The following is a 20,888-nucleotide window of genomic DNA, read 5'->3' on the forward strand; positions in this document are numbered from 1 at the left end:
ATACTCCAAGTATGTCGAGAGATACTTTCTTGCGGTATTTTGCGGTTATTAGAAGTGTTGCCGATTTTTATGCTTCAATCGGCAATGCTTCAGGAAAGAATGAATGCAATTTCAATAAAATTGATTCTACAACCGCATCAGGGCAAGAAGCTCCACAAGTAAGCATTATCGTTACTTGCTCTTTTTTCGGTAAAAAATCACTTGTATGTTTTTCAGTTTTTGAATGTAAATCAAAATGACTGATAAGATTTTCTGTCAGGATTTTATCGGCAGAAGAAATAAAATAGGTTGGCAATTTTTGTTCACATAATTCTACCAAATGTGAAGTATTCGATGAATTATAACCACCCGCAACCACTACTAAATCTGCCTCCTCTTTCAATAGACCATAAGTAGCACTTTGATTGTCGTTAGTGGCATAACAAAGTGTATCACGAGTATCCGCAAAATAAGCCGTTACGTCTGAACCTTCAATATTATATTGTTGAATCATGATTTGCTTCAAATAATCCGCAATTCCTTGTGTATCCGAAGCCAACATTGTGGTCTGATTCACCACGCCAATTCTTTGTAAATCTTTCTTTACATCGAAACCTTCAGAGTACTGTCCTTTAAATTCTTCGTAAAATTGTTCGGCAGACTTTTCACCTGTGATGTATTTCGCCAATTCTATGGTTTGCTTAATGTCTTTTACGACAATAGTAGGAGCATTTTCTTTGGCATGTGAAAAAGTAGCTCTGGTTTCTTCATGGGCAGGTTTTCCATGCACCACGATTGTATAATCTTTTTGACCAATCGCTGTAGCACGATTCCATACTTTTTCAACAAAAGGACAAGTAGTGTCATACTGATAAGCATTGATTCCAATATCAGAAAGACGTTGTTGGATTTCAACCGTTGTACCAAAAGCTGGCACAATAACGACATCATCAAAAGTTAATTCTTCCCAAGGAATCAATTGTTTACCAGAAGTATCCATGATGAAACTTACGCCACGACTCAACAAGTCAGCATTTACATCAGGATTATGAATCATTTCTGATAGCAGAAAAATTCTTTTATCAGGATTTTCTTCTATCGTTCTGTAAGCAATCTCAACTGCATTTTCTACTCCATAGCAAAAACCAAAATGTCTGGAAATCAAAAACCTTACAACACCATAATCCAAAACGGTTGGCGTGAAGTCTTTTTTGAGTTTATCTTGTAAACGGCGTTTCTCCTTGATACCACCGATGATAGTACTCTTGTATAGATCAGGAATCTGAAATGATTTCATTTTCTTCATTTTTCTTCGGGCATCTCCCTCCGAAGGAGCATCTACCCGAAACAGTTCAATATCAGAAGAATTACTAATTACCTCCATCTCTTTAAACAACTTTTTTGATTAACAGTTTTCAAAGTTACATCAAATTGTAAAAATCAAGTCAAATAAATATCAGTAATTGAGTAAATGGTCACTAAAATTCAAGCTTTTATAGTTGTTTAATGACCCGTTTTATAATTTAATATTTCCTAAAAATACTCTTTATGGCTAAAGTATTATTAAAATACAAAAATTACGATTTGCATTCTATCACAACGGTTTCATCATTAGGACAAATCAATGCAAACATTACTACTTGGGTTATGCAAAGTGCTATGCAGGGTAAATTTATCACTGTTGCTCTTTACAAAACGGATTATACCATAGAATTGGTGCGAGAAAGCATGATACTGAATGTAAATCTTTTGGCGAAAGACCAAGCCAAAAAACTTATTCCTAAACTGGGCAGAAAAAGTGGAAGGACTTCAAACAAGTTCATAAACCTTCCTTTTGAAATGGACGAAAGAGGTTGCCCATATTTAACCGAAGCCATTGGCTATGTTCAATGTAAATGCACTGGAATTATCGACTCTGGCGACCATGAATTGTTTGTCTGTGAAGTATTGAAGCAAAAAGTACTCAATCCCGAAAAAGAAGTTTTGACAAATGATTACTTGCGAGCGGAAGGCTTGGTGAGAGGGTAAGTGGCTTTCGGATGTCAGCTTTCGGATTTCGGTTTTGATAAAACAAAAACGGCAACCTCCACGGTTGCCGTTGCATTTTATCTTATTTGCTACTATCAAAAACCGAAAGCCGATTGCTGACGACCGAAAGCCAATTATTTTCTTTCAAAAATCACCGCTGCCCAATTATTTTTGTTTTCGGTATGTGTTTTTGTTAAGCCTGATTCGTTAGCTACTTTTTCAATATCTTCGATGTCGTGCTGATAAAAACCGCTTACAATTAATTTTGAAGGAGCGGGTTTCATAAATTCAACATATTTCGGAATATCACGCATCAAAATATTACGGTTGATATTTGCCAAAATAATATCGTATTGGTCGGCAGGTTCATCTTCAATTGTTCCCTGACGAATCACTACATTTTCACAAGAATTCAACTGTACATTTTCACGAGAATTTTCAGCAGCCCATTCTTCAATATCAAAACCTGCTACTTCCGAAGCCCCCAATTTTGAAGCAAAAATGGCTAAGATACCCGTTCCACAACCAACATCTAATACTTTTTTAGCTTGGTGGTCAATCTCCATTTGTAAACTTAACACCATCGAAGTAGTTTCATGATGTCCAGTTCCAAACGACATTTTAGGATTAATCAACAATTCATATTGAATATTTGGATCAGGTTCATGGAAATTAGCACGTACTCTTACACGCCCATTGGCAGCTAAAATTGGCTCATAGTTTTTCTCCCATTCCTCATTCCAATTCTTTTTCTCTAAAGTCGAATAGCTATAACTAATAGGAGTCATCGCTAAATATCGCTCCATAATTTCGTCCAGATTTTCTTCAGAAAACAAGTCCTCCGTAATGTAAGCGTTCAAACCCTCCGCTTCTTCAGTAAAAGTTTCGTAGCCAATTTCACCTAACTCCGCCATGAAAATATCCGAAAATTCTGGGTTGATGTTTAGTTTTACTTCTATGTAGTTCATGATTAAATTTTGATTTGCTTGTTTGCAATGCCAAAGATAATATTTTTCTATGGGTGGGGTTGAATAATTTTGAAGTGAAGTTTAAAATAAGCATACAACAACAGACTCTTAAAGGTTTGTAAATGAATATTTGTAAGTAGTACCCACAAAAAAAGAGAACCATTTTTTCGGTTCTCTTTAGATTTGTGAATTTAACGCTTCCAAAGTTCTCTGGGAATATTCCTCTAATTGGTTTTCTGCCCAAAGCCTTACACACTTTACTTGTTCTAAAATTGTAATGGCTTCTTCGTACTTTTTTACAAGTGATTTCTGCTTGGGTTCTGCTAATAAAATATCAAACATTGCCTTGTTTTCATCCGCATAGCTTTGTAGAAGTGTAAATTTCCCAAAATTGAGCGTCGCTTTTCTAATGATAGATTCAGGCATTTTTAAATCTAAACTTACTGGGCTGACAATATTATAAGTACCATTCTGCCAAGCAAACGGGAAAGAGTACTCTCCTATCTTTTTATTTTCTTCAATTTTGTTTTGATTAAAAATTTGCTCGTTACCTAACTTTATTTTTTTTCTATACTCTTTTATTAAATACTCCTCAGTATGGATTTTATAAGGACTTTCTTCAACCTCATAAAAAGACAAGTACAAATCTTTTAACTGTGTTATAATATCCTTAATATTCTCTGTGTAGAGAATACTTGTTTTAATTTCCCCAAACTGCAATACAGAAGCATCTTTTATTAAAAGTTCATTATTAATAAATTCAGTTGGACGATTTTTATAATCATTAAAAATTTCAGGTTGACGATTCAGAGCATGAACTTTGCCATCAATACCCTTTAAAAAAGCTTTTAAAGTACGTTCTGCAAGACTATTTGGATAGGCATAACGAAGGCGATTTAGTTTTTCTGGATAAACAAACGCCACTTTTTGTTGGTCAGGAAACAATACCAATAAGCCCACATTCAATACTTCTCCAGAAGCTGAATTATAGTGATATTGAAGAGGGCTATATTGAAAAATGTTATTCATCTTTGGTTTCAATCCTTATTTCATCAAGATTAGAAATCTTTAAATTATTATTCTAATTACCTATAATTTTAGGCATTAGGTAATATTTATTCGCTATTTCAATTCCAAATATATACGACTAAATAGACAAACTCTTTTACTTCTTGCTTGGCTCAAGCAATCTTTTGAATCAATAAATCACAAAACTTATCAGGTTTGGACTTTATTTCATAAATATATTCTTTTATCAAATCAAAATTCCCTATCGAAATTTGATGTTGACTTAGGAAAAATGCCGTCTCATCCAAAATATTAGTATCTAAGTTTTTTAGATAATACCAGAACGTACCAAAAATATCCTTTTTTGCTCGTGGTGATAAACTTTTCAACAAGGGATAAAATAAATGTCTCTCAGCCTGATAATTCCAAATATTATTCTTGAAGTCTGCGATTACTGGATTATCGGAAGCATTAACATCATCTGAAAAGTAAAAAAGTTGTTCATGATCAATTAACAAAAAATATTCATCATTAATTAACAGATTGGGTTTGTTTCGGTATCCACCTCTATCTAAGTTGAGTACAAAGTTATCGAAAGCAAAAATGGTAGCCAAATCGTAATCTTTTAAATGGGATTTTAAGTTATTTGTATCAACAATCTGCATTCCATTAACCCACTCACAACAAAATTTCAATCCATTATCTCTTTGTGAAAGTATATCCTTTTCTGATTGTTTAAGTTGATACTCAATAAACAGTTCTGAAAATTCACTAACCCTGCTTCTGGAACATTTAATTCAAACTCACGAGCCAACACATTCCCAAATAGTTCTTTGGCAATAGCATGTTGCTGTATGAGTTGTCGTTTCGTAAATATCTTTGCTAAAAATGGTCTGATATGCTTATGCTCATCTACAACCAACACTCGCCACGGATAAGTAGAACCACCAGCATCCACAATTTCCTGAAAAGATATAGCCTCGTAAATTTGCACGTCAATACGTTTATTTTATTTACTCAAATATACTCTTTTAGTCTGTATTTGATGAAAGGTGGAAGTACATTTTTAGAATTAACAATTGGCTATTTACAAGTCAAGACTTTTAGAAACCTTGCATAAAATTGTAGAATTGGGTTTGGGGAAAGAATTGAGATTGGAGGTGGTTTGAAATCCTTTGCAAAAACTGTTCACCAAAGCATACCTCGAAAAAACAAAAACCCCTCAAACATTGCGTTTAAGGGGTTTTTTGTGGTAAAGGGCGGACTCGAACCGCCGACACACGGATTTTCAGTCCGATGCTCTACCAACTGAGCTACTTCACCTGAATCCCGCCTGTGTTTCGGGACTGCAAAGGTAGGAAACTTTTTTTTAACACCAAACATTTTCCGAAAATAATTTCAAAAATTTTTGAAATTATTTTCAAATAGTATGCTTGCATACTATTTGAAAAATCAACATCTTTGTATCACACAATAAAATCAGTAAATTGTTAAATAAAGTACAAGATTTACCTTAAATTCATCAAAAAAGGGTTCTGATTCATTTTAAAAATAAATAAGTACCAAAACTTATTTTTTCTGAACTATGCAAATCATCCAACAAATTCTCTTCGTAGCAGCTTTCGGTTTGGCGGCTTATTTTATTTCAAAACGCATACAAATCATAAAAAAAACCATTCTATTAGGCAGAGATGAAGACCGTTCGGATAATCCTTCTGAACGATTGAAGACCATGTTACGCATTGCGTTCGGGCAAAAAAAGATGTTCGACCGCCCCATCGTTGGCATTATGCACTTTGTTATTTATGCAGGTTTTTTGTTGATTAATGTTGAAGTATTAGAAATTGTATTGGATGGCATTTTGGGTACTCATCGGCTTTTTGCTCCTGTTTTGGGTAACTTTTATTCTTTCTTGATTAATTTCTTTGAAATATTAGCCGCTGGCGTACTCTTGGTTTGTGTGGTGTTTTTGATTCGTAGAAATATTACCAAAGTAGAACGCCTTCAAGCAACTCGCCACCGAGAGTTAAATGGTTTTCCCGTTATTGATGCCAACACGATTCTTTTTGCTGAAATTATTTTAATGACGGCACTCCTCAGTATGAATGCTGTCGATAGTATTTTGCAAGAACGTGGCAACGAACATTATCATCCAGTGGGTTCTTTTGTAATTAGTACTTTCTTGAAACCTATTTTCAGCAATTGGAACGAAACCGCTTTAATTATTTACGAACGCACGACTTGGTGGCTACACATTTTGGGTATTTTGGGTTTTGCCCTGTACGTCACTTATTCCAAACATTTACATATTTTCTTGGCGTTCCCGAATACGTACTTCTCAAATCTGAAAGCAAAAGGTGAAATTCCGAATATGCCAGCAGTGACGAAAGAAGTACAAATTATGTTGGGTTTGGCTCAGCCTGATGCCGAAGCAAGTACTGAAATTGCTCGTTTCGGAGCGAAAGACATCAAAGATTTATCTTGGAAAAACTTGATGGATGCCTATTCTTGTACTGAGTGCGGTCGTTGTACTTCGTCTTGTCCTGCTAATTTAACGGGCAAAGCTTTGTCGCCACGAAAAATTATGATGGATACTCGTGACCGACTCGAAGAAGTAGGCAAAAATCTTTCCGTAAACGGTGGCATTTTTGTTGAAGACGGTAAAGCTTTGTACGGAAGCTATATTACTTCCGAAGAGTTACGTGCTTGTACTACTTGCAATGCTTGCGTACAGGAATGTCCGATAAATATTTCGCCATTAGATATTATTCTTCAATTGCGTCGCTATCAAATCATGGAAGAATCCGACGCTCCTGCTTCTTGGAATGCGATGTTTTCTAATTTAGAGACCAATCAAGCTCCGTGGAAATTTGCGACATCGGATAGATTTAATTGGGCGAATGAAGTGAAGTAAAGCGTGATTTAAGTTGCTTCGCTATTATGTGGACTAAAGCACTGTTTATCAAAATTTCAAACTTAATACTCATTCTTAGTCAAGTTATCCTCATTAGTTATGAACAATAAAATACTAATATTAGGTGCAACTGGAAGAACTGGAAAACACCTTTTAAACATTGCTTTGGCGAGAGGATACGAAGTAAGTATTTTGGTAAGAGATATTCAAAAAATAGAAATTCAATCTGATAAACTAAGGGTTTTTGAAGGAACACCAAGTGATTTATCAGCCTTGACAAATGCTATTGAGAACTGTTCTACTGTCATTAGTGCATTAAACATTTCAAGAAAATCTGATTTTCCATGGGCTAAACTACGTACTCCCAAAGATTTTATTGAAAAATCAATTGAGAATATTCTTTACTTGAGTAATCAATACCCCATCAAATCCCTCATAATTGTTTCAGCTTGGGGTGTTTTTGAAACAAAATCTGAAATCCCGTGGTGGTTTAGATTAATGATAGATTATAGCAATATTAAGTTTGGATATGAAGCACATGAGCAGCAAGAAAAACTAATAAAATCCTCTAATTTAAATTGGACAATAGTTAGACCCGTCGCTTTAACCAATTTCACTAAAGAACATAAAGTACAAATTAGCATAAATAGTGTTCCTAAACCCAATTTGTTAATTAGTAGAAAAAACTTAGCGAGCTTTATCCTTGATATTTTAGAAACAAAAACATTTGTTCAACAAACATTAACAATTTCCGAATAATGAAACTATTGTTGAGAGTACTAATTATATTTTTTGTTGTTGGCTTTTTTGGCTATTTAATGGGTCCAAAGCCTGATGTCCCTTCGATAAAAGTACCCACTTTTGAATTACCAGATTCATTGGTGGATTTAGAAACCAAAATCAATAATGCTGAAAAAGCCGTAAAAGGCATTCGTCCCGACTGTGAAGCCAGAATTATTTGGGCTGATACTGCCAAAAAAGTGAAAACTAAATTAGCCATTGTATATGTGCATGGTTTTTCGGCAAGTCAGGAAGAAGGCGACCCTGTTCATACTAATTTAGCAAAAAAGTACGGAGCAAATTTGTACTTAGCTCGCTTGGCTGGTCATGGGATTGATTTGGGCGATTCTACCATGAAAAATGTAAAAGCCGAAGATTTTATCAATTCAGCCGAAGAGGCTTTGGCAATTGGCAAAAAACTGGGTGATGAAGTTGTAGTGGTGGGAACATCATTCGGTGGAGCATTGACTTTGTATTTGGCTTCGCAACATCCAGAAATTAAAGCCATCGTACTCTATTCTCCTTGCATCAAGATTTTTGATAAAAATGCCGAATTGTTGGATAATCATTGGGGATTGGCTTTGGCGAAATTAGTGACAGGTTCAGATGTAAGAGATTTCCCTCCGCACAATCCGATTCATGCCAAATATTGGAGTACGCATTATCATATTAACAGTGTAATTGCTTTGCAGAATTTCTTGACAAACGTAATGACGCCAGAAACTTTTGCAAAAGTAAAATGCCCAACTTTTATGGGATATTATTACAAAAACGAAGAAGAGCAAGACAAAGTAGTTTCTGTGCCAGCGATGCTAAAAATGTACGATGAATTGGGCGTTGCTGCCAATCAAAAACAAAAAGTTGTTTTTCCGAATGCTGGAAATCATGTAATTGGCTCTTATGTTTTATCAAAAGATTATCAACACGTTCAAAGAAAAACTGAGCAATTTTTAGATAAGATTTTGAAATAAAAGTATTCGGCAATCAGATTTTAGTCGTCGGTTGTTTTCAAATTTAGCTCATTTTCAAATTTTCAAATTACGCTCAATGGCTCCTAATCTAATTTTATATGCTGTTCCGTTTTTTGTGCTGACGGTTATTCTTGAGGCAATTTTTATTACTCGTGAACAAAAAGATTATTTGGAAGTAAAAGACACTTTTACTTCTATCGCTTTGGGCATTGGTAATTTATTAAGCGGACTGATTACTAAAACTGCCATAGCATTCATTTTTCTGTACTTGTACGAAAATTTTCATGTTTTTACTTTAGACGGTTCGGCTTGGTGGATGTGGGTTTTAGCGTTTTTTGCCGATGATTTTAGCTATTACTGGTTTCACAGAGAAGCACATTTGATTCGATACTTCTGGGCTTCGCACAAGGTGCATCATTCTTCTGAAAAATATAATTTGGCAACGGCACTGCGACAAACTTGGACGGGCAATATTTCGGGGTCATTTATTTTTTATCTGTGGATGCCCATTGTTGGTTTTCACCCCATCGTCGTGGTGATTATGCAACAGATTAGCTTGCTTTATCAGTATTGGATTCACACCGAAACCATTGATAAAATGTGGGAACCTTTTGAATTTATCTTTAATACGCCTTCGCATCACAGGGTACATCATGGTTCGGATGTGAAGTATTTGGATAAAAACTATGCAGGTATTTTGATTATTTGGGATAGAATGTTTGGTACTTTTATCGACGAAGACGAACGTCCAACTTATGGTTTGACCAACAATTTAAAGACTTATAATCCTGTAAAAATTGCTTTCAGCGAATGGATTGATATTGCCAAAGATGTTTGGAAGGCTGGTTCTCTGAAAAACGCTTTTAATTATATTTTTGCTCCTCCGGGTTGGAGTCACGATGGTTCAAGAAAAACAGCTAAACAGATGCAGGAGGAAATAAATAGAGAATAAAATTTCATACATATCAATGGATTTAAACGAAATTCTAACCTTAGCAAAAACAGATACCGAAAATAAAAACAAAGTTTTGATTATTGGTGAAATATCTCCAGAGTTATCTGTTCTTTTGACAAATCAATCAGGTATTGAACTAAGAAATTATCGTTTTTCGATAGATGTTTATGCCGTAAAACATATTATTAAAAATCATGGAATACCTGAAATAGAAACACCAAAAGGACAAGTAGCTATTACAGACGAAGATTTTACCCTAATCCCTGAAATTTTAGAGAATCCTGATATTGTTTTCTATGATGGAAAAAATAAATTGGGAAAAGATGTTTTTCAATTTCAGAAAATAATTGGTGACAAATACGTAATTATTAAAGAAGTGAGAACAGGTAAAAAACAGTTAGCACTAAACTCAATGCGTATAATAAAAAAGAACCATCATTCCTGACAGTTCCTTTTAAAAACAACGAGCGAGTGCCTAAAATATTTATCCCTCCTCCTAACGTCCAAAACGTCTTTGTTCATTGCAAATATAGTGAAAAATAAAGACTTATCCAGTAAAATAAATGATTTATCAATAAAGAAATGACACAAGAAATAGAATATAAAGTGCCAACAATGGCAGAAATGATGAGTACAGGCGAAAGTCCTGAGATTTTGTTTTGGGTGGGTTGTGCTGGTTCGTTTGATGACCGATACAAAAAAGTAACGATTGCTTTTACAAAAATCCTAAACCAAGTTGGGATAAAATTCGCTGTACTTGGCACAGAAGAATCTTGTACAGGCGACCCCGCACGCAGAGCTGGCAATGAATTTCTATTTCAAATGCAAGCCACTATGAATATTCAAGTATTGGATGGTTATGGCGTAAAAAAAATCGTGACGGCTTGTCCGCATTGTTTTAATACGTTAAAAAATGAATATCCAGCTTTGGGTGGAAACTATGAAGTAATTCACCATGCTACTTTTTTGCAACAATTAATTGATGCTGGAAAAATAAAATTACAAGGCGGTGGCGAATTTAAGGGCAAAAAAATCACTTATCACGATTCTTGTTATTTAGGACGTGCCAACGATATTTATGAAGCCCCACGTTCAGTTTTGGAAGCCTTAGATGCTGATTTAGTAGAAATGAAACGCTGCAAAACCAAAGGTCTATGCTGTGGTGCTGGTGGCGGACAAATGTTTAAAGAACCCGAAAAAGGCAACAAAGACATCAACATTGAACGCATTGAAGACGCTTTAGCCACAGGAGCAAGTACCATTGCCGTAGCTTGTCCATTTTGTATGGTAATGATGTCGGATGGTGTGAAAAATAAAGAAAAAGAAGATTCTGTAAAAGTATATGACTTGGCAGAATTGCTGTTGGAGGGGATGAAATAGGTGATTGTATTACTGTTTTTTTAATAACTTTTCTATTTCTTTAGCCGTCAAACTACTGTCACTTGTTCCGAAAATTTGCCCAATTTGTGGCGTAAATAAGTACTTTTCATTTGTTGTAGAAAATTTTATCCAATAAAAATCTAAGAAAAAAACGATGGGTTCAACACTAAAATTAGCCGAACGCAAATACGATTTTTTACTCTTAAAGTTCGTTACATAGATATTGCTTTTATCATAAGAAAGAGTATTTATTTTCATAAAAAATAATAAACCTATTAAGGAAAAGGGAAATATTGACAAGCTTGAATCTGATACAAAAAAGGAAATGGCTTGAAGCATAAAAATCATTAGAAAGATAAAAAAGGAAAGCTGAAACATCCAAACTGACGTTTTTGCTCCTATATATTTTTGTTCCGACATAAAAACTGATACTTAGATTTTGAATGATTTAATTATTTTATCATAATTTTTTTGCTGGCATGACTCGGAGTCATGTTAGCAATGGTTTTAAAGCTGCAATATCAATATTTATAAGCATTTGATTATCAATCCTATACCAACATCTTGGTTTGACTTGTTTTTATCCTTAACTTTGTAGAAAATTAACCTAAAGAGTAAAGACGCCAATCTTTGCTCTTTTTTTGTCGATAAAAATAATCTTACTTTCAGTAAAACTCAGAGTAATGATTACCAAATTCATGGAAACAGCAATAATCACCAAAAAAGATATACGTAAATTATCGTTGGCTCAAATAAAAGATTTCTTGACAGAGCAGGGCGAACAGGGTTTCAGAGCTAAACAAATTTATGAATGGCTTTGGAAAAAATCGGCTCACACTTTCGAAGAAATGACTAATCTTTCTAAGAAAACTCGTGAGTTATTAGAAAATAACTTCGACATCAGAGCTGTAAAAGTATCTGAAAAACAAATAAGTTCGGATAGAACTATCAAATCATCTTTTGAATTATTCGACCACAATTTGGTTGAAGGCGTATTGATTCCTGCCGACGATAGAATGACGGCTTGTGTTTCTTCGCAAGTGGGTTGCTCACTTACTTGTAAATTCTGTGCTACGGGTTATATGGACAGAAAAAGAAACCTCGACCCAGCCGAAATTTACGACCAAGTAGTTTTGATTCGTGACCAAGCAGAATCGCATTACCAAACTCCCCTTACCAATATTGTGTATATGGGCATGGGCGAACCTTTGTTGAATTATGCCAACGTGTTGTCGTCGATTAATTATATTACTTCGCCCGAAGGCTTAGGAATGTCGCCAAAACGTATTACGGTTTCTACGGCTGGTATTGCCAAAATGATTACAAAATTGGGCGATGATGAAGTAAAATTCAATTTGGCACTTTCGCTTCACGCCGCCAATGACGAAAAGCGTAATCAGATTATGCCCATCAACGAGTCCAATACATTAGAAGCTTTGAAAGATGCTTTATTGCATTTTTACAAGAAAACAGGCAGTAGAATTACCTTAGAATATATTTTGTTTTATCGTTTCAACGATACTTTACAAGATGCCAAAGAGCTTTGGGAATTTGCCAGACAGTTTCCTTGTAAAATCAATATTATCGAGTATAACCCAATTGCAGAAGCCAATTATACCAATACTGACCCACAAACTTTAGCAAAATTTGCTCAGTTTTTTGAAGATAAAAATATGGTGATTAATGTGCGTCGTTCAAGAGGAAAAGATATTGATGCCGCTTGTGGACAATTGGCTGGCAAAAAACCACCAACGGTGAAAGAAGAAATTACAGCATAATCATAAAGTATTCTGTAATAGCAATACAAGCGAAAATCAACATTGCTAAACAAAGTATTACTTTACCAAATATTCCAGCAATCAGCCCTAAAAATGAGCCAATCGCCGCTTTTAGGGCTTTTTTAGGCACTGCTTTTCCAAGAATTTCTCCTAAAAATGCTCCCAAAAAAGCTCCAAGAAACATACCAAAACCTGGGATAATAAATAAGCCTACAAGCAAACCAATTGTTGAACCCCAAGCTCCATACTTCGTTCCACCGAATTTTTTTGTTCCCCAAATAGGTGCATAATAATCAAAAATGCTGATTCCGATAGTGACCAAAGTAAAGAAAATCAAAGTTTTTTTATCAAAATCAGCATACTTGGAATAATGTAGCATAAATAAACCAACCAGACTCAATGGCGGACCAGGCAATGGCAATACTGCTCCAGCCAATCCGACCAAAAGGCATATTATTGAAACAATCAATAGCAGTATGTCCATTTTATTTTTAGTCTTTTAGGTATCTTTTAAAAAAAATTTCTGGCATCATAATTTTTGCCAGTTTATTGAAAGACAAACGATTAACGAATTTCAGATAACTGATAACTTGTACGAAAGTACTTAAACCATCAATTTAAAACCTTCACCATGAAGATTCAGAATTTGAATTTCTGGTTCTTCTTTCAAGAACTTTCTTAATTTGGTAATATAAACATCCATACTTCTGGCATTAAAATAAGTATCATCGCCCCAAACCATTTTCAATGCAAAACTTCTACTGACGGGTTTTCCCATGTTTTCACAAAGTAATTTCAATAAAGCAGATTCTTTGGCTGTCAATTTTTGCGATTCACCATTTCTTTCCAATACTTGTTTTTCAGCATCAAAAGCAAAGCCTCTGATACTAAAATTGGTTACTTTTTCATTTTGTAATTCTACTTTCTGACTTCTTCGTAAAACAGCTTGCAGACGAGCCAACAACTCTTCCATCGAAAAAGGCTTGGTCATATAATCGTCTGCCCCCAATTTAAAACCTTGTAAAGTATCCTCTTTCATCGCCTTTGCCGTCAGGAAAATGATTGGTGTATCTTTATCAGACATTCGTACTTCTTTTGCCAAAGTAAAACCGTCTTTTTTGGGCATCATTACATCAAAAATGCAAAGGTCGTAATCTTGTTGTACAAACTTTGTAAGAGCCTCGTCGCCATCTTTTGCTAAAACAGTTTCGTAGCCTTTTATGGTCAAATATTCTTGAAGTAAAGTACCTAAATTGGGGTCGTCTTCGGCAAGGAGAATCTTTGTCATGTTGATAAATAGGTAAAATTAAATGCTTCTAAAATTATATTAACTGTGTTGTGAAGTAATAGCAATCGGTAAAATCACTTCAAATTCACTCCCTTCATTGAGTTTGCTTTGTACACTAATTTTTCCATGATGTTCTTGAATCATCTTTTTCACGTAGCTCAAACCCAATCCAAAACCTTTAACATCATGTAAATTTCCAGTAGGAACTCGATAGAATTTTTCAAAAATATTCTTCAAAGATTCTTTACTCATCCCGATTCCTTTGTCTTTTATCGTAATTGAAATTCCTTTTTCAGTATTCTTGGTAGCAATGGTAATTTCAGGTTTATCGGGCGAATACTTGTTGGCATTATCCAAAAGATTAAAGATAATATTAGTCAAATGTACTTCATCAGCTTCAATTTCTGTAGTTTCGGCTTGTAAATCTAAGTCGATGATGCCTTCACGGAGTTCAATTTGTGGACTAATATTTTCTAATACTTTCTCAATAATTTCATGAACATCAACGGTTTTTAGCTTCAATTGAACGTCTCCTCTTTCCATTTGTGCTGTTTGAAGCACTTTCTCTACTTGTGAACCCAAACGTTTATTTTCATCTCGAATAATGCCTAAATAACGCTTAAACATCGATGGACTAGCCGATACGGCTTCATCTTGTAGCATTTGAGTAGCCAACGAAATCGTTGAAATTGGCGTTTTAAACTCATGCGTCATATTATTGATAAAATCATTCTTGATATCAGCCAATTGTTTTTGCTTTACAATCGTACTTACTGCTACATAAAAGCAACTCAAAACTACTAAAATCAATAACAATGATGTTGCGTACATTACCCAAATATTTCTGATAATGTATCGGTCTTGATTAGGGAAATATACTCTCAGATAATTCTCAGAATTGGCATAATCATTCGGGAAAAGATTAACCATATAGGTATCTTTATCGTTCTTTAAACCTGTCATTTTATACTTCATCGAAGAAGCATAATGCAAATAACTTGGTTCTTCTTGACTACTAATTCCATACTCAAAAGGGATTTCAATTCCCTTCATTTTGATTTCATACTTCAACAAAGAATCTAGTACTAAATAATTGATTCTGTCATAAATACTTCTCTTTTTGAACAAAAAATCATTGAAAACCTCTTTAGCCATTTCGGCTTTGTTCATTACTTTATCTTGGGCTTGTAATGGTTCAATAACCTTATCAACATGTTTTTTGCTTACTTGCTTTTTTCTTGCTGCTGATAATTCAGCCTTTCGCATAGAATCTTGTTTTTGAAGTGTATTTTGATGTTGTTGAAGTGCTTCGGAAAAAATTTCGTCTAATTGTTTATGTTCATTTAAACGATTCTGAAAATCTTGAATGTCAATATTCATCGAAAACTCCTGATATTCTCGAATCTCTCCATTAGGCAAAATTTCTGTCCCTTTAGATACCAAAATATCTGAAGGAAAAGGTGTTCTGGCTACTTTATCCAAACCAATTCCAGCTTGATTTGAAGCAATTGAACTGGTTGGTACTTTTTGTTTTGGTTTTTCAACAGCCTTCTCTGGGATAGGTTTAGCAATCGCCATTAGCTGTTTTTTCTTTTCCTCTGCTTCTACTTTTCGTTGTACAAAATAGTAAAATTCTTGTTTTCCAAGCTTACGCACTACTTGTTGCATGGCATCCCGTACATCACTTCCAAATTGATCATTTTTAGATCGAACAGTAAATCCTAGCCAATACATTTGAAAGGCAATTAAACCTAATAAAGCAAAAGCCATCAAAGCAATTATATATTGTATTTTCCGCTTAGTCATTCTTAATCATTAATATTGATTGAACTGTAAACATTAAGCTATAAGTCTTTTTAACCATTGTAAGTGATTTATTTCTTTCAATTTTTTTTGTACCTATATACTTTAAAACAAGCTAAACCCTTAAAAATATTGTGCTTATAGCAGCGTTGCAACATTTTTATTTTTAGAGTGTCTATTACAGAGCAACAAAATTAAACTAATTCTTAAGCAATTTATTCCGTTTAACATCTTTTAACAAAGTTTAAAGGTTTGATATAGAATAGGTTGATTAAGTTTGTTTCATGTAATCTTTACATGATTTTTTTTACTCAAAAAACAAAAATCACTATGCAAAAGAACATCAAATTTTTCGGAACAGCGATTTTATTTGCAGTTAGCATGACTGCAATGGCACAAAAAAGTACCTCTCAAAATATTGAGGAAAAAGACGGCAAAATTAAAATTCATGTAGAATCAACAGAGAACGGACAAAAACAAGTTTTCGACCGTACCTACAATGCCGAAGGAATGAATGCAGAACAAAAAGAAGACCTTATTAACCGTATTACTGATTCGCTATCGACAACTTTAGGAAAGGGCGAAAGAAAGCAAATTAGAATCAAAATTGATAGAGACAATATAAATAATCCAAGATTTGCACAATCATTTAAATCTCCTAGAAACGAGCAAAAACGCATTGAAATCTACAAAGATGGCAAAAGAATAGAAAAAGATTTTGATAGAAATGACCACAAAGAATTCCACTTTGATTTTGACCACGATAAGCTTTTAGGTTCTTTAAAACCAGCCATGAAAGAATTCAAGTTTAAATTCGACCACGACTTCAAAGATTTTGAGCCTTTTAGTGATTCAAAAACAGTTAAAGCCTTGAGAATTTATCCAAACAAACCTTTTGATAATAAATTGAATCTTAAATTTTACACCCCTGAAAAAGGAGATGTAAATATTACAGTGACAGATGTGAATGGAAAAGAAGTAGGTTCTCAAAAATTCAAAGATTTCCAAGGAGATTTTATGGGTCAAGTAGAACTAAAGAAAAATACAAAAGGAACACTTTTTGTAACCGTAACACAACGTGAAGATGGTACTGCAAAAAGAGTAGTTATTGAATAAATAAATTGATTGGAAAGTTTCGTTTTACAGAAAGAGTAATTGTTTAAAAGCAGTTACTCTTTTTTGTTATAGCCTGATAATGAAATGAGTATGCAAAGTATTTTCTTCATCAAACTCAACTAAACTAGCCCTTTGTCTATGATTCCACATATAACCAATCTCAGTTGTAAAATGCGGAGAAAATACGTGACTCAACATCAATGTAAGCTGGTTTTGACTAAAATTATTGGCTGGTAAATTAGGAGGAATATTCAAAAGTGGTTCTTCGCTGACATACAAAATATTGTTTTTATTCAGATTATACCTCCACTGAATCCTTAAACGAACCCTAGCTTGTTCATCTCCAAAAGTATTATCACTTCTTTTAAACAAACGATATTCATAACCAAATCTTGACCGAAAAGTCCATTTTGGACTCAGCACTTTAGTCCATTCTAAATAACCAACAGGTCTTATTTCTAATCTTACAGGTCTTTTTAAATCATCTATTTTTCCATAAAGTGGATAAGTATTAAAAACAATTGGAGCAAAACTTACTGCCCAATTTCCTTTTCTATAAACTGACGAAATTCTGTAAGCTTCTACATATCTTGAATCAAAAAGATTATAATTTTCTTTACTAAAATCATTTTGCCTTCTGTAAAGAAAATCGGCATTCACATCAAAATGCTCACTTACTTTTTTTTGAATTGAAATTCTTGACCACCAACTATAGTGTGGATAATTTTGGGTATAACTTGAAAAGCTCACTAAAAAAATCATAGCAAAGCCCAAAACATATTTTTTCATTTTAAGCAGTTAATAAATATCTTACAAATTACACGAATACTTAGTTACTTTCCAATTTTACAGCCTACAGCCCATTTAAATGCACAAAAAAAATAAAAAAACTTCCAAGCTTAATCCAAACATAATCAGCTATTTATATATTTTTTGAAACTTTTTTATTAAAAAATTTCAAAAAAAGCTTGCACAGACGAATTACATCGCATAATTTTGCACCACAATTCAACGGAATTACAACAACAATTCAAAAGAATTACAAGCGAAAGTAGCTCAGCTGGTAGAGCGCAACCTTGCCAAGGTTGAGGTCGCGAGTTCGAACCTCGTCTTTCGCTCAGCTTACAGAAGCACCTTTTGGTGCTTTTTAAGTTTAAGAGGTTAAAGATAATACATCTTTGATTTCATGCCAGGGTGGTGGAACTGGTAGACACGCAGGACTTAAAATCCTGTGAGCCGCAACGCTCGTACGGGTTCGATTCCCGTCCCCGGTACAAATTTGAAGGGTTTTTGCAGTAAAATGCAGAAACCCTTTTTTGTTTGGTACAACATAGGTACAACATTTTTTTCGTACGAATTAGGGTAAAAAAAACTGTAAAATCCCGAAAAAAAGTCAAAAAAATTGCTAAAATCTTACCGCTGCAATGATGAAGCTTATCATATAATTTTTTAAATTTATTTGATTGTTTCATCCACCCTCTTCTCTTCAAAATTCATGCAAGTCATCTGCTTAGAAGAATCTGCCTTTTATGCTTTAGTTGAACAGGTAGTTGCTCGACTAAAAGAAACAAACAAAGTGGAAAAAGAAAAATGGATTTCTGATGAACAAGCCATGCAACTCTTGAATATCAAATCAAAGACTACATTACAAAAATTGAGAGATGAAGGGAAAATTAGATTTTCTCAACCACAGAAAAAAATCATTCTCTACGACAGGGATTCAATTGATAAGTACCTTGAGAGCAATGCTCATAAAACGTTTTAATTATCCACAAGATTGATACTTTATAAACAACAAACAATGAACGAGCAAGAAAATATGGATTTGTATATCAAAGGCTTTAATCAAGGCTATATGATAGCAACATACGAACCAGAGCTTTCAGAGAAACTTTCAAAAACAACGGGAGAGAGCTCTTTCATTTCTGGTATTCAAGATGGAAGGAAGCAATATTTGGATGAAAAGTTACAAGAAAAAATGCCGTCTTGGTTGAAAAACAATCCTTTTGAAGAAAAAGAAAGCAAACCAGTGAAAAATGAAAAGGATAAAGACTTTGATATTGAACACGAGAGATAATCACTCTTTATCAATATCAATACTAAAGTTTTTCTTCTCTGTTATATCCTTTGAGTTTTCATTGAAGTCATTCATTTGCGGATAATCATATTGAGTTATAAAATTCTCAGGCATATTTTTAGATTGGGCTTCAGATTTTGCTACTTCGCTTTTATCAGGCTGGTTAGCATTTTGCTTATCAGCCATATCCTTTGTTTTTTCTGAAATTTCATTTGATTTTGGCTGTGTATATTGAGCCATAAAGCTCTCAGGAGTATTTTTGGACTCTGGTTCTTCTTTTTTAACTTCGCTTTTACTCGGTTCGCTACCTTTTACTGTCATTTCTTTTGCATTTTCAGCAAAGTCTTTATCCTTCGGCAAATCATCTTGGTTCACTGAACTTTTAGTTTGAGCATCTGATTTTGTCGCTTCATTTTTATCAGGTTCAGTTACAACTACATCTTTCTTTTTATCAAATGAATATCTTTCGTAATATATGCTTTCAATTCGGTCGAACGGATCACCCTTTTGCTTTTGACCATCCTTTTCTATACCAGCCTTATACTTGTTATCACTCAGTTGATAATCGACAACATCTTTAACTTTTTTTGCTTTATCGGGGTCTAAGTTTTCAAGTTCTTCATCTACCCTTTTCAAGAAGTCATCCTTTATCTGTGCTTTTTCTTGATTCCATCCCGCAATCTTACTGTCATTACTTTGTGAAATATCTGGGGTTCTACCGTATTGAGGACTTCCATATTGAGGAGGTCGATAGGCAGATTGTGGACCTCTGTCAGGTCTGGTATTATTAATTTGAGTGTCGATGGCATCTATTTTTGCCCTTGCCTCTTTGAGTGGCTCTTCAAGATGGCTTAATTCTTCTGGTAAAAGTTTCTTTTCTTCATCTTCAGTTTTCATACTCCAAGGTTTTACTGGTTAATAATAGAGTGCATTAAATATAGTAAAAATATACTTCTGAAAATCAGATACTTATTGTTATTTGTCCTCAAAAATACTATTTGCAAGGAAAGTTCATTTTAATCATCAGCCCAAGCGTATCAGGATTAAAAGTATTGAATCTAATAATAAATATGCTAAGATAAGTAGATTGTTAGTGTAGTTGAGGTGCATTAAATGTTCTCTGAATCAGCACAAAAAATCATAGATGAACGCTTTGGAGGTGACGCCAAAGCCTTTGTTCAAGCCCATATTCAATCAAGAAGAAGTGCACTCAATTGGAATGATATTATCACCAGCGAAAAAATCTTTCCTGAATACGCTTCAACAGTCGAAGATATTATAGAAAGATTATTGGGCTATAGCCCCCCTACTTATCTTACACTCCCTTATGAATCTTTTTTAAGAACAGTAGTGTATGGCTATCATAATGGTAGCATTTCACCAGATGAAATGCTTGAGCAGTCAGAAGAATATATCAAACTTATTCGCAATAAGGATATGGAGGATTATAGCTATCTGTATCACTCAAGAGATGAGTATCAGCAATATTTTGACTACTTGCCCGAGTACAAAGAAATAGTCAAAAATAGACTTACTAAATTTTTGGGTTATGAACCCAAGCTTGAACATTCTGTGGTTGCCGAAATTTTGACACGAGAATGCTTTGTTCAAGATAGATTTATTCTCCAAGAAGGCATTCTTTCTCAAGCTGATATTCGAGCCATTACCATCATAAAATATCGAGAGGTACTGATTGAACTTGGGAAAGAAGAAGCAGATAAATCGCCACTTATCGCTATGGAATTACGTTATCGTGTACTGAACACCAGAAATTATAACAAAAATATAAACAACTAAAATACAGCTTATTACACTCGAAAAAATATTTTGAAAATATTTTGCA

The 20,888-nt window shown here is 34.1% G+C and carries 23 protein-coding genes and 3 tRNA genes; 14 read left to right on the top strand and 12 right to left on the bottom strand.

Annotated elements, in window-relative coordinates:
* Window positions 1-67: 67 nt before the first annotated feature.
* Window positions 68-1,276, bottom strand: coding sequence for a 4-hydroxy-3-methylbut-2-enyl diphosphate reductase (locus VB776_RS04010; protein ID WP_323326681.1), 1,209 nt, complete (start codon window positions 1,274-1,276; stop codon window positions 68-70).
* Between the two features lie 251 nt (window positions 1,277-1,527).
* Between VB776_RS04010 and VB776_RS04015 the strand changes: the two genes are divergently transcribed.
* Window positions 1,528-2,007 carry a flavin reductase family protein gene (locus tag VB776_RS04015; protein ID WP_323326266.1) on the top strand — a complete coding sequence of 160 codons (480 nt, stop codon included), beginning with the start codon at window positions 1,528-1,530 and terminating at the stop codon, window positions 2,005-2,007.
* Window positions 2,008-2,141: 134 nt separating this feature from the next.
* On the opposite strand, the gene prmA is transcribed toward VB776_RS04015, so the two are convergent.
* From prmA to VB776_RS04040, 5 genes are all read right to left on the bottom strand, one after another.
* Window positions 2,142-2,975 (bottom strand): 50S ribosomal protein L11 methyltransferase, encoded by an 834-nt coding sequence (prmA, locus tag VB776_RS04020; protein ID WP_323326268.1) that lies wholly within the window; start codon window positions 2,973-2,975, stop codon window positions 2,142-2,144.
* A gap of 177 nt (window positions 2,976-3,152) precedes the next feature.
* Window positions 3,153-4,004 carry a hypothetical protein gene (locus VB776_RS04025; protein WP_323326270.1) on the bottom strand — a complete coding sequence of 284 codons (852 nt, stop codon included), beginning with the start codon at window positions 4,002-4,004 and terminating at the stop codon, window positions 3,153-3,155.
* A gap of 152 nt (window positions 4,005-4,156) precedes the next feature.
* A complete protein-coding gene (locus VB776_RS04030) occupies window positions 4,157-4,780 on the bottom strand; it encodes a HipA family kinase (protein WP_323326683.1) in 624 nt (207 codons plus the stop codon).
* Window positions 4,675-4,977, bottom strand: coding sequence for a hypothetical protein (locus VB776_RS04035; RefSeq protein ID WP_323326272.1), 303 nt, complete (start codon window positions 4,975-4,977; stop codon window positions 4,675-4,677). Before VB776_RS04035 ends, VB776_RS04030 begins: the two co-directional genes overlap by 106 nt.
* 256 nt (window positions 4,978-5,233) lie before the next feature.
* Window positions 5,234-5,306, bottom strand: a tRNA-Phe gene (locus tag VB776_RS04040).
* A 262-nt stretch (window positions 5,307-5,568) separates the two neighbouring features.
* On the opposite strand from VB776_RS04040, the gene VB776_RS04045 reads away from it, so the two are divergent.
* From VB776_RS04045 to VB776_RS04070, 6 genes are all read left to right on the top strand, one after another.
* Window positions 5,569-6,897 (top strand): (Fe-S)-binding protein, encoded by a 1,329-nt coding sequence (locus VB776_RS04045; RefSeq protein WP_323326274.1) that lies wholly within the window; start codon window positions 5,569-5,571, stop codon window positions 6,895-6,897.
* Between the two features lie 99 nt (window positions 6,898-6,996).
* Window positions 6,997-7,656, top strand: coding sequence for an NAD(P)-dependent oxidoreductase (locus VB776_RS04050; protein ID WP_323326276.1), 660 nt, complete (start codon window positions 6,997-6,999; stop codon window positions 7,654-7,656).
* Complete coding sequence (locus VB776_RS04055; RefSeq protein WP_323326278.1) at window positions 7,656-8,648, top strand: alpha/beta hydrolase; 993 nt, start codon at window positions 7,656-7,658, stop codon at window positions 8,646-8,648. Before VB776_RS04050 ends, VB776_RS04055 begins: the two co-directional genes overlap by 1 nt.
* Before the next feature lie 76 nt (window positions 8,649-8,724).
* The gene (locus VB776_RS04060) at window positions 8,725-9,600 is read left to right on the top strand and encodes a sterol desaturase family protein (RefSeq protein WP_323326280.1); all 876 of its coding nucleotides are present in this window, start codon (window positions 8,725-8,727) and stop codon (window positions 9,598-9,600) included.
* 16 nt (window positions 9,601-9,616) lie between these two features.
* Entirely contained in the window at window positions 9,617-10,048 is a 432-nt protein-coding gene (locus tag VB776_RS04065) for a PBECR3 domain-containing polyvalent protein (protein ID WP_323326282.1), read from the top strand.
* Window positions 10,049-10,185: 137 nt separating this feature from the next.
* Window positions 10,186-10,983, top strand: a complete 798-nt coding sequence (locus VB776_RS04070; protein WP_323326284.1) for a (Fe-S)-binding protein — start codon at window positions 10,186-10,188, stop codon at window positions 10,981-10,983.
* Between the two features lie 9 nt (window positions 10,984-10,992).
* Here the strand turns inward: VB776_RS04070 and VB776_RS04075 are convergent, their stop codons facing one another.
* Window positions 10,993-11,241 (bottom strand): hypothetical protein, encoded by a 249-nt coding sequence (locus tag VB776_RS04075; protein WP_323326286.1) that lies wholly within the window; start codon window positions 11,239-11,241, stop codon window positions 10,993-10,995.
* A 440-nt stretch (window positions 11,242-11,681) separates the two neighbouring features.
* Here VB776_RS04075 and rlmN point away from each other — a divergent pair, with 440 nt between their 5' ends.
* Window positions 11,682-12,761, top strand: a complete 1,080-nt coding sequence (gene rlmN / locus VB776_RS04080; protein ID WP_323326288.1) for a 23S rRNA (adenine(2503)-C(2))-methyltransferase RlmN — start codon at window positions 11,682-11,684, stop codon at window positions 12,759-12,761.
* On the opposite strand, the gene VB776_RS04085 is transcribed toward rlmN, so the two are convergent.
* The 3 genes from VB776_RS04085 to VB776_RS04095 all read right to left on the bottom strand — a co-directional run bounded on the left by VB776_RS04085 (window position 12,751) and on the right by VB776_RS04095 (window position 15,855).
* On the bottom strand, window positions 12,751-13,245 hold the full coding sequence (locus tag VB776_RS04085; RefSeq protein WP_323326290.1) for a DUF456 domain-containing protein: 495 nt from the start codon (window positions 13,243-13,245) through the stop codon (window positions 12,751-12,753). The genes rlmN and VB776_RS04085 overlap by 11 nt on opposite strands.
* A 120-nt stretch (window positions 13,246-13,365) precedes the next feature.
* Entirely contained in the window at window positions 13,366-14,049 is a 684-nt protein-coding gene (locus VB776_RS04090; RefSeq protein ID WP_323326292.1) for a response regulator transcription factor, read from the bottom strand.
* A 39-nt stretch (window positions 14,050-14,088) separates the two neighbouring features.
* Window positions 14,089-15,855, bottom strand: coding sequence for a sensor histidine kinase (locus VB776_RS04095; protein WP_323326294.1), 1,767 nt, complete (start codon window positions 15,853-15,855; stop codon window positions 14,089-14,091).
* Window positions 15,856-16,182: 327 nt separating this feature from the next.
* Between VB776_RS04095 and VB776_RS04100 the strand changes: the two genes are divergently transcribed.
* Window positions 16,183-16,968, top strand: coding sequence for a T9SS type A sorting domain-containing protein (locus VB776_RS04100; RefSeq protein WP_323326296.1), 786 nt, complete (start codon window positions 16,183-16,185; stop codon window positions 16,966-16,968).
* Window positions 16,969-17,034: 66 nt separating this feature from the next.
* Here VB776_RS04100 and VB776_RS04105 read toward each other — a convergent pair whose 3' ends face one another.
* A complete protein-coding gene (locus tag VB776_RS04105; protein WP_323326298.1) occupies window positions 17,035-17,757 on the bottom strand; it encodes a DUF2490 domain-containing protein in 723 nt (240 codons plus the stop codon).
* Window positions 17,758-18,013: 256 nt separating this feature from the next.
* Here VB776_RS04105 and VB776_RS04110 point away from each other — a divergent pair.
* The 4 genes from VB776_RS04110 to VB776_RS04125 all read left to right on the top strand — a co-directional run bounded on the left by VB776_RS04110 (window position 18,014) and on the right by VB776_RS04125 (window position 19,045).
* A tRNA-Gly gene (locus VB776_RS04110) sits at window positions 18,014-18,086 on the top strand.
* A gap of 70 nt (window positions 18,087-18,156) precedes the next feature.
* Window positions 18,157-18,242, top strand: a tRNA-Leu gene (locus tag VB776_RS04115).
* 221 nt (window positions 18,243-18,463) lie between these two features.
* Window positions 18,464-18,733: a helix-turn-helix domain-containing protein gene (locus VB776_RS04120; RefSeq protein ID WP_323326300.1), complete on the top strand. Its 270-nt coding sequence runs from the start codon at window positions 18,464-18,466 to the stop codon at window positions 18,731-18,733.
* A 36-nt stretch (window positions 18,734-18,769) separates the two neighbouring features.
* Window positions 18,770-19,045, top strand: a complete 276-nt coding sequence (locus VB776_RS04125) for a hypothetical protein (protein WP_323326302.1) — start codon at window positions 18,770-18,772, stop codon at window positions 19,043-19,045.
* On the opposite strand, the gene VB776_RS04130 is transcribed toward VB776_RS04125, so the two are convergent.
* On the bottom strand, window positions 19,046-19,942 hold the full coding sequence (locus VB776_RS04130; RefSeq protein WP_323326303.1) for a hypothetical protein: 897 nt from the start codon (window positions 19,940-19,942) through the stop codon (window positions 19,046-19,048). It abuts the gene before it with no gap.
* A 216-nt stretch (window positions 19,943-20,158) separates the two neighbouring features.
* Between VB776_RS04130 and VB776_RS04135 the strand changes: the two genes are divergently transcribed.
* The gene (locus VB776_RS04135) at window positions 20,159-20,842 is read left to right on the top strand and encodes a hypothetical protein (RefSeq protein ID WP_323326305.1); all 684 of its coding nucleotides are present in this window, start codon (window positions 20,159-20,161) and stop codon (window positions 20,840-20,842) included.
* The last annotated feature ends 46 nt before the right edge of the window (window positions 20,843-20,888 follow it).

The sequence above is a fragment of the Arcicella gelida genome (assembly GCF_034931025.1).
Lineage (GTDB): Bacteria > Bacteroidota > Bacteroidia > Cytophagales > Spirosomataceae > Arcicella > Arcicella gelida.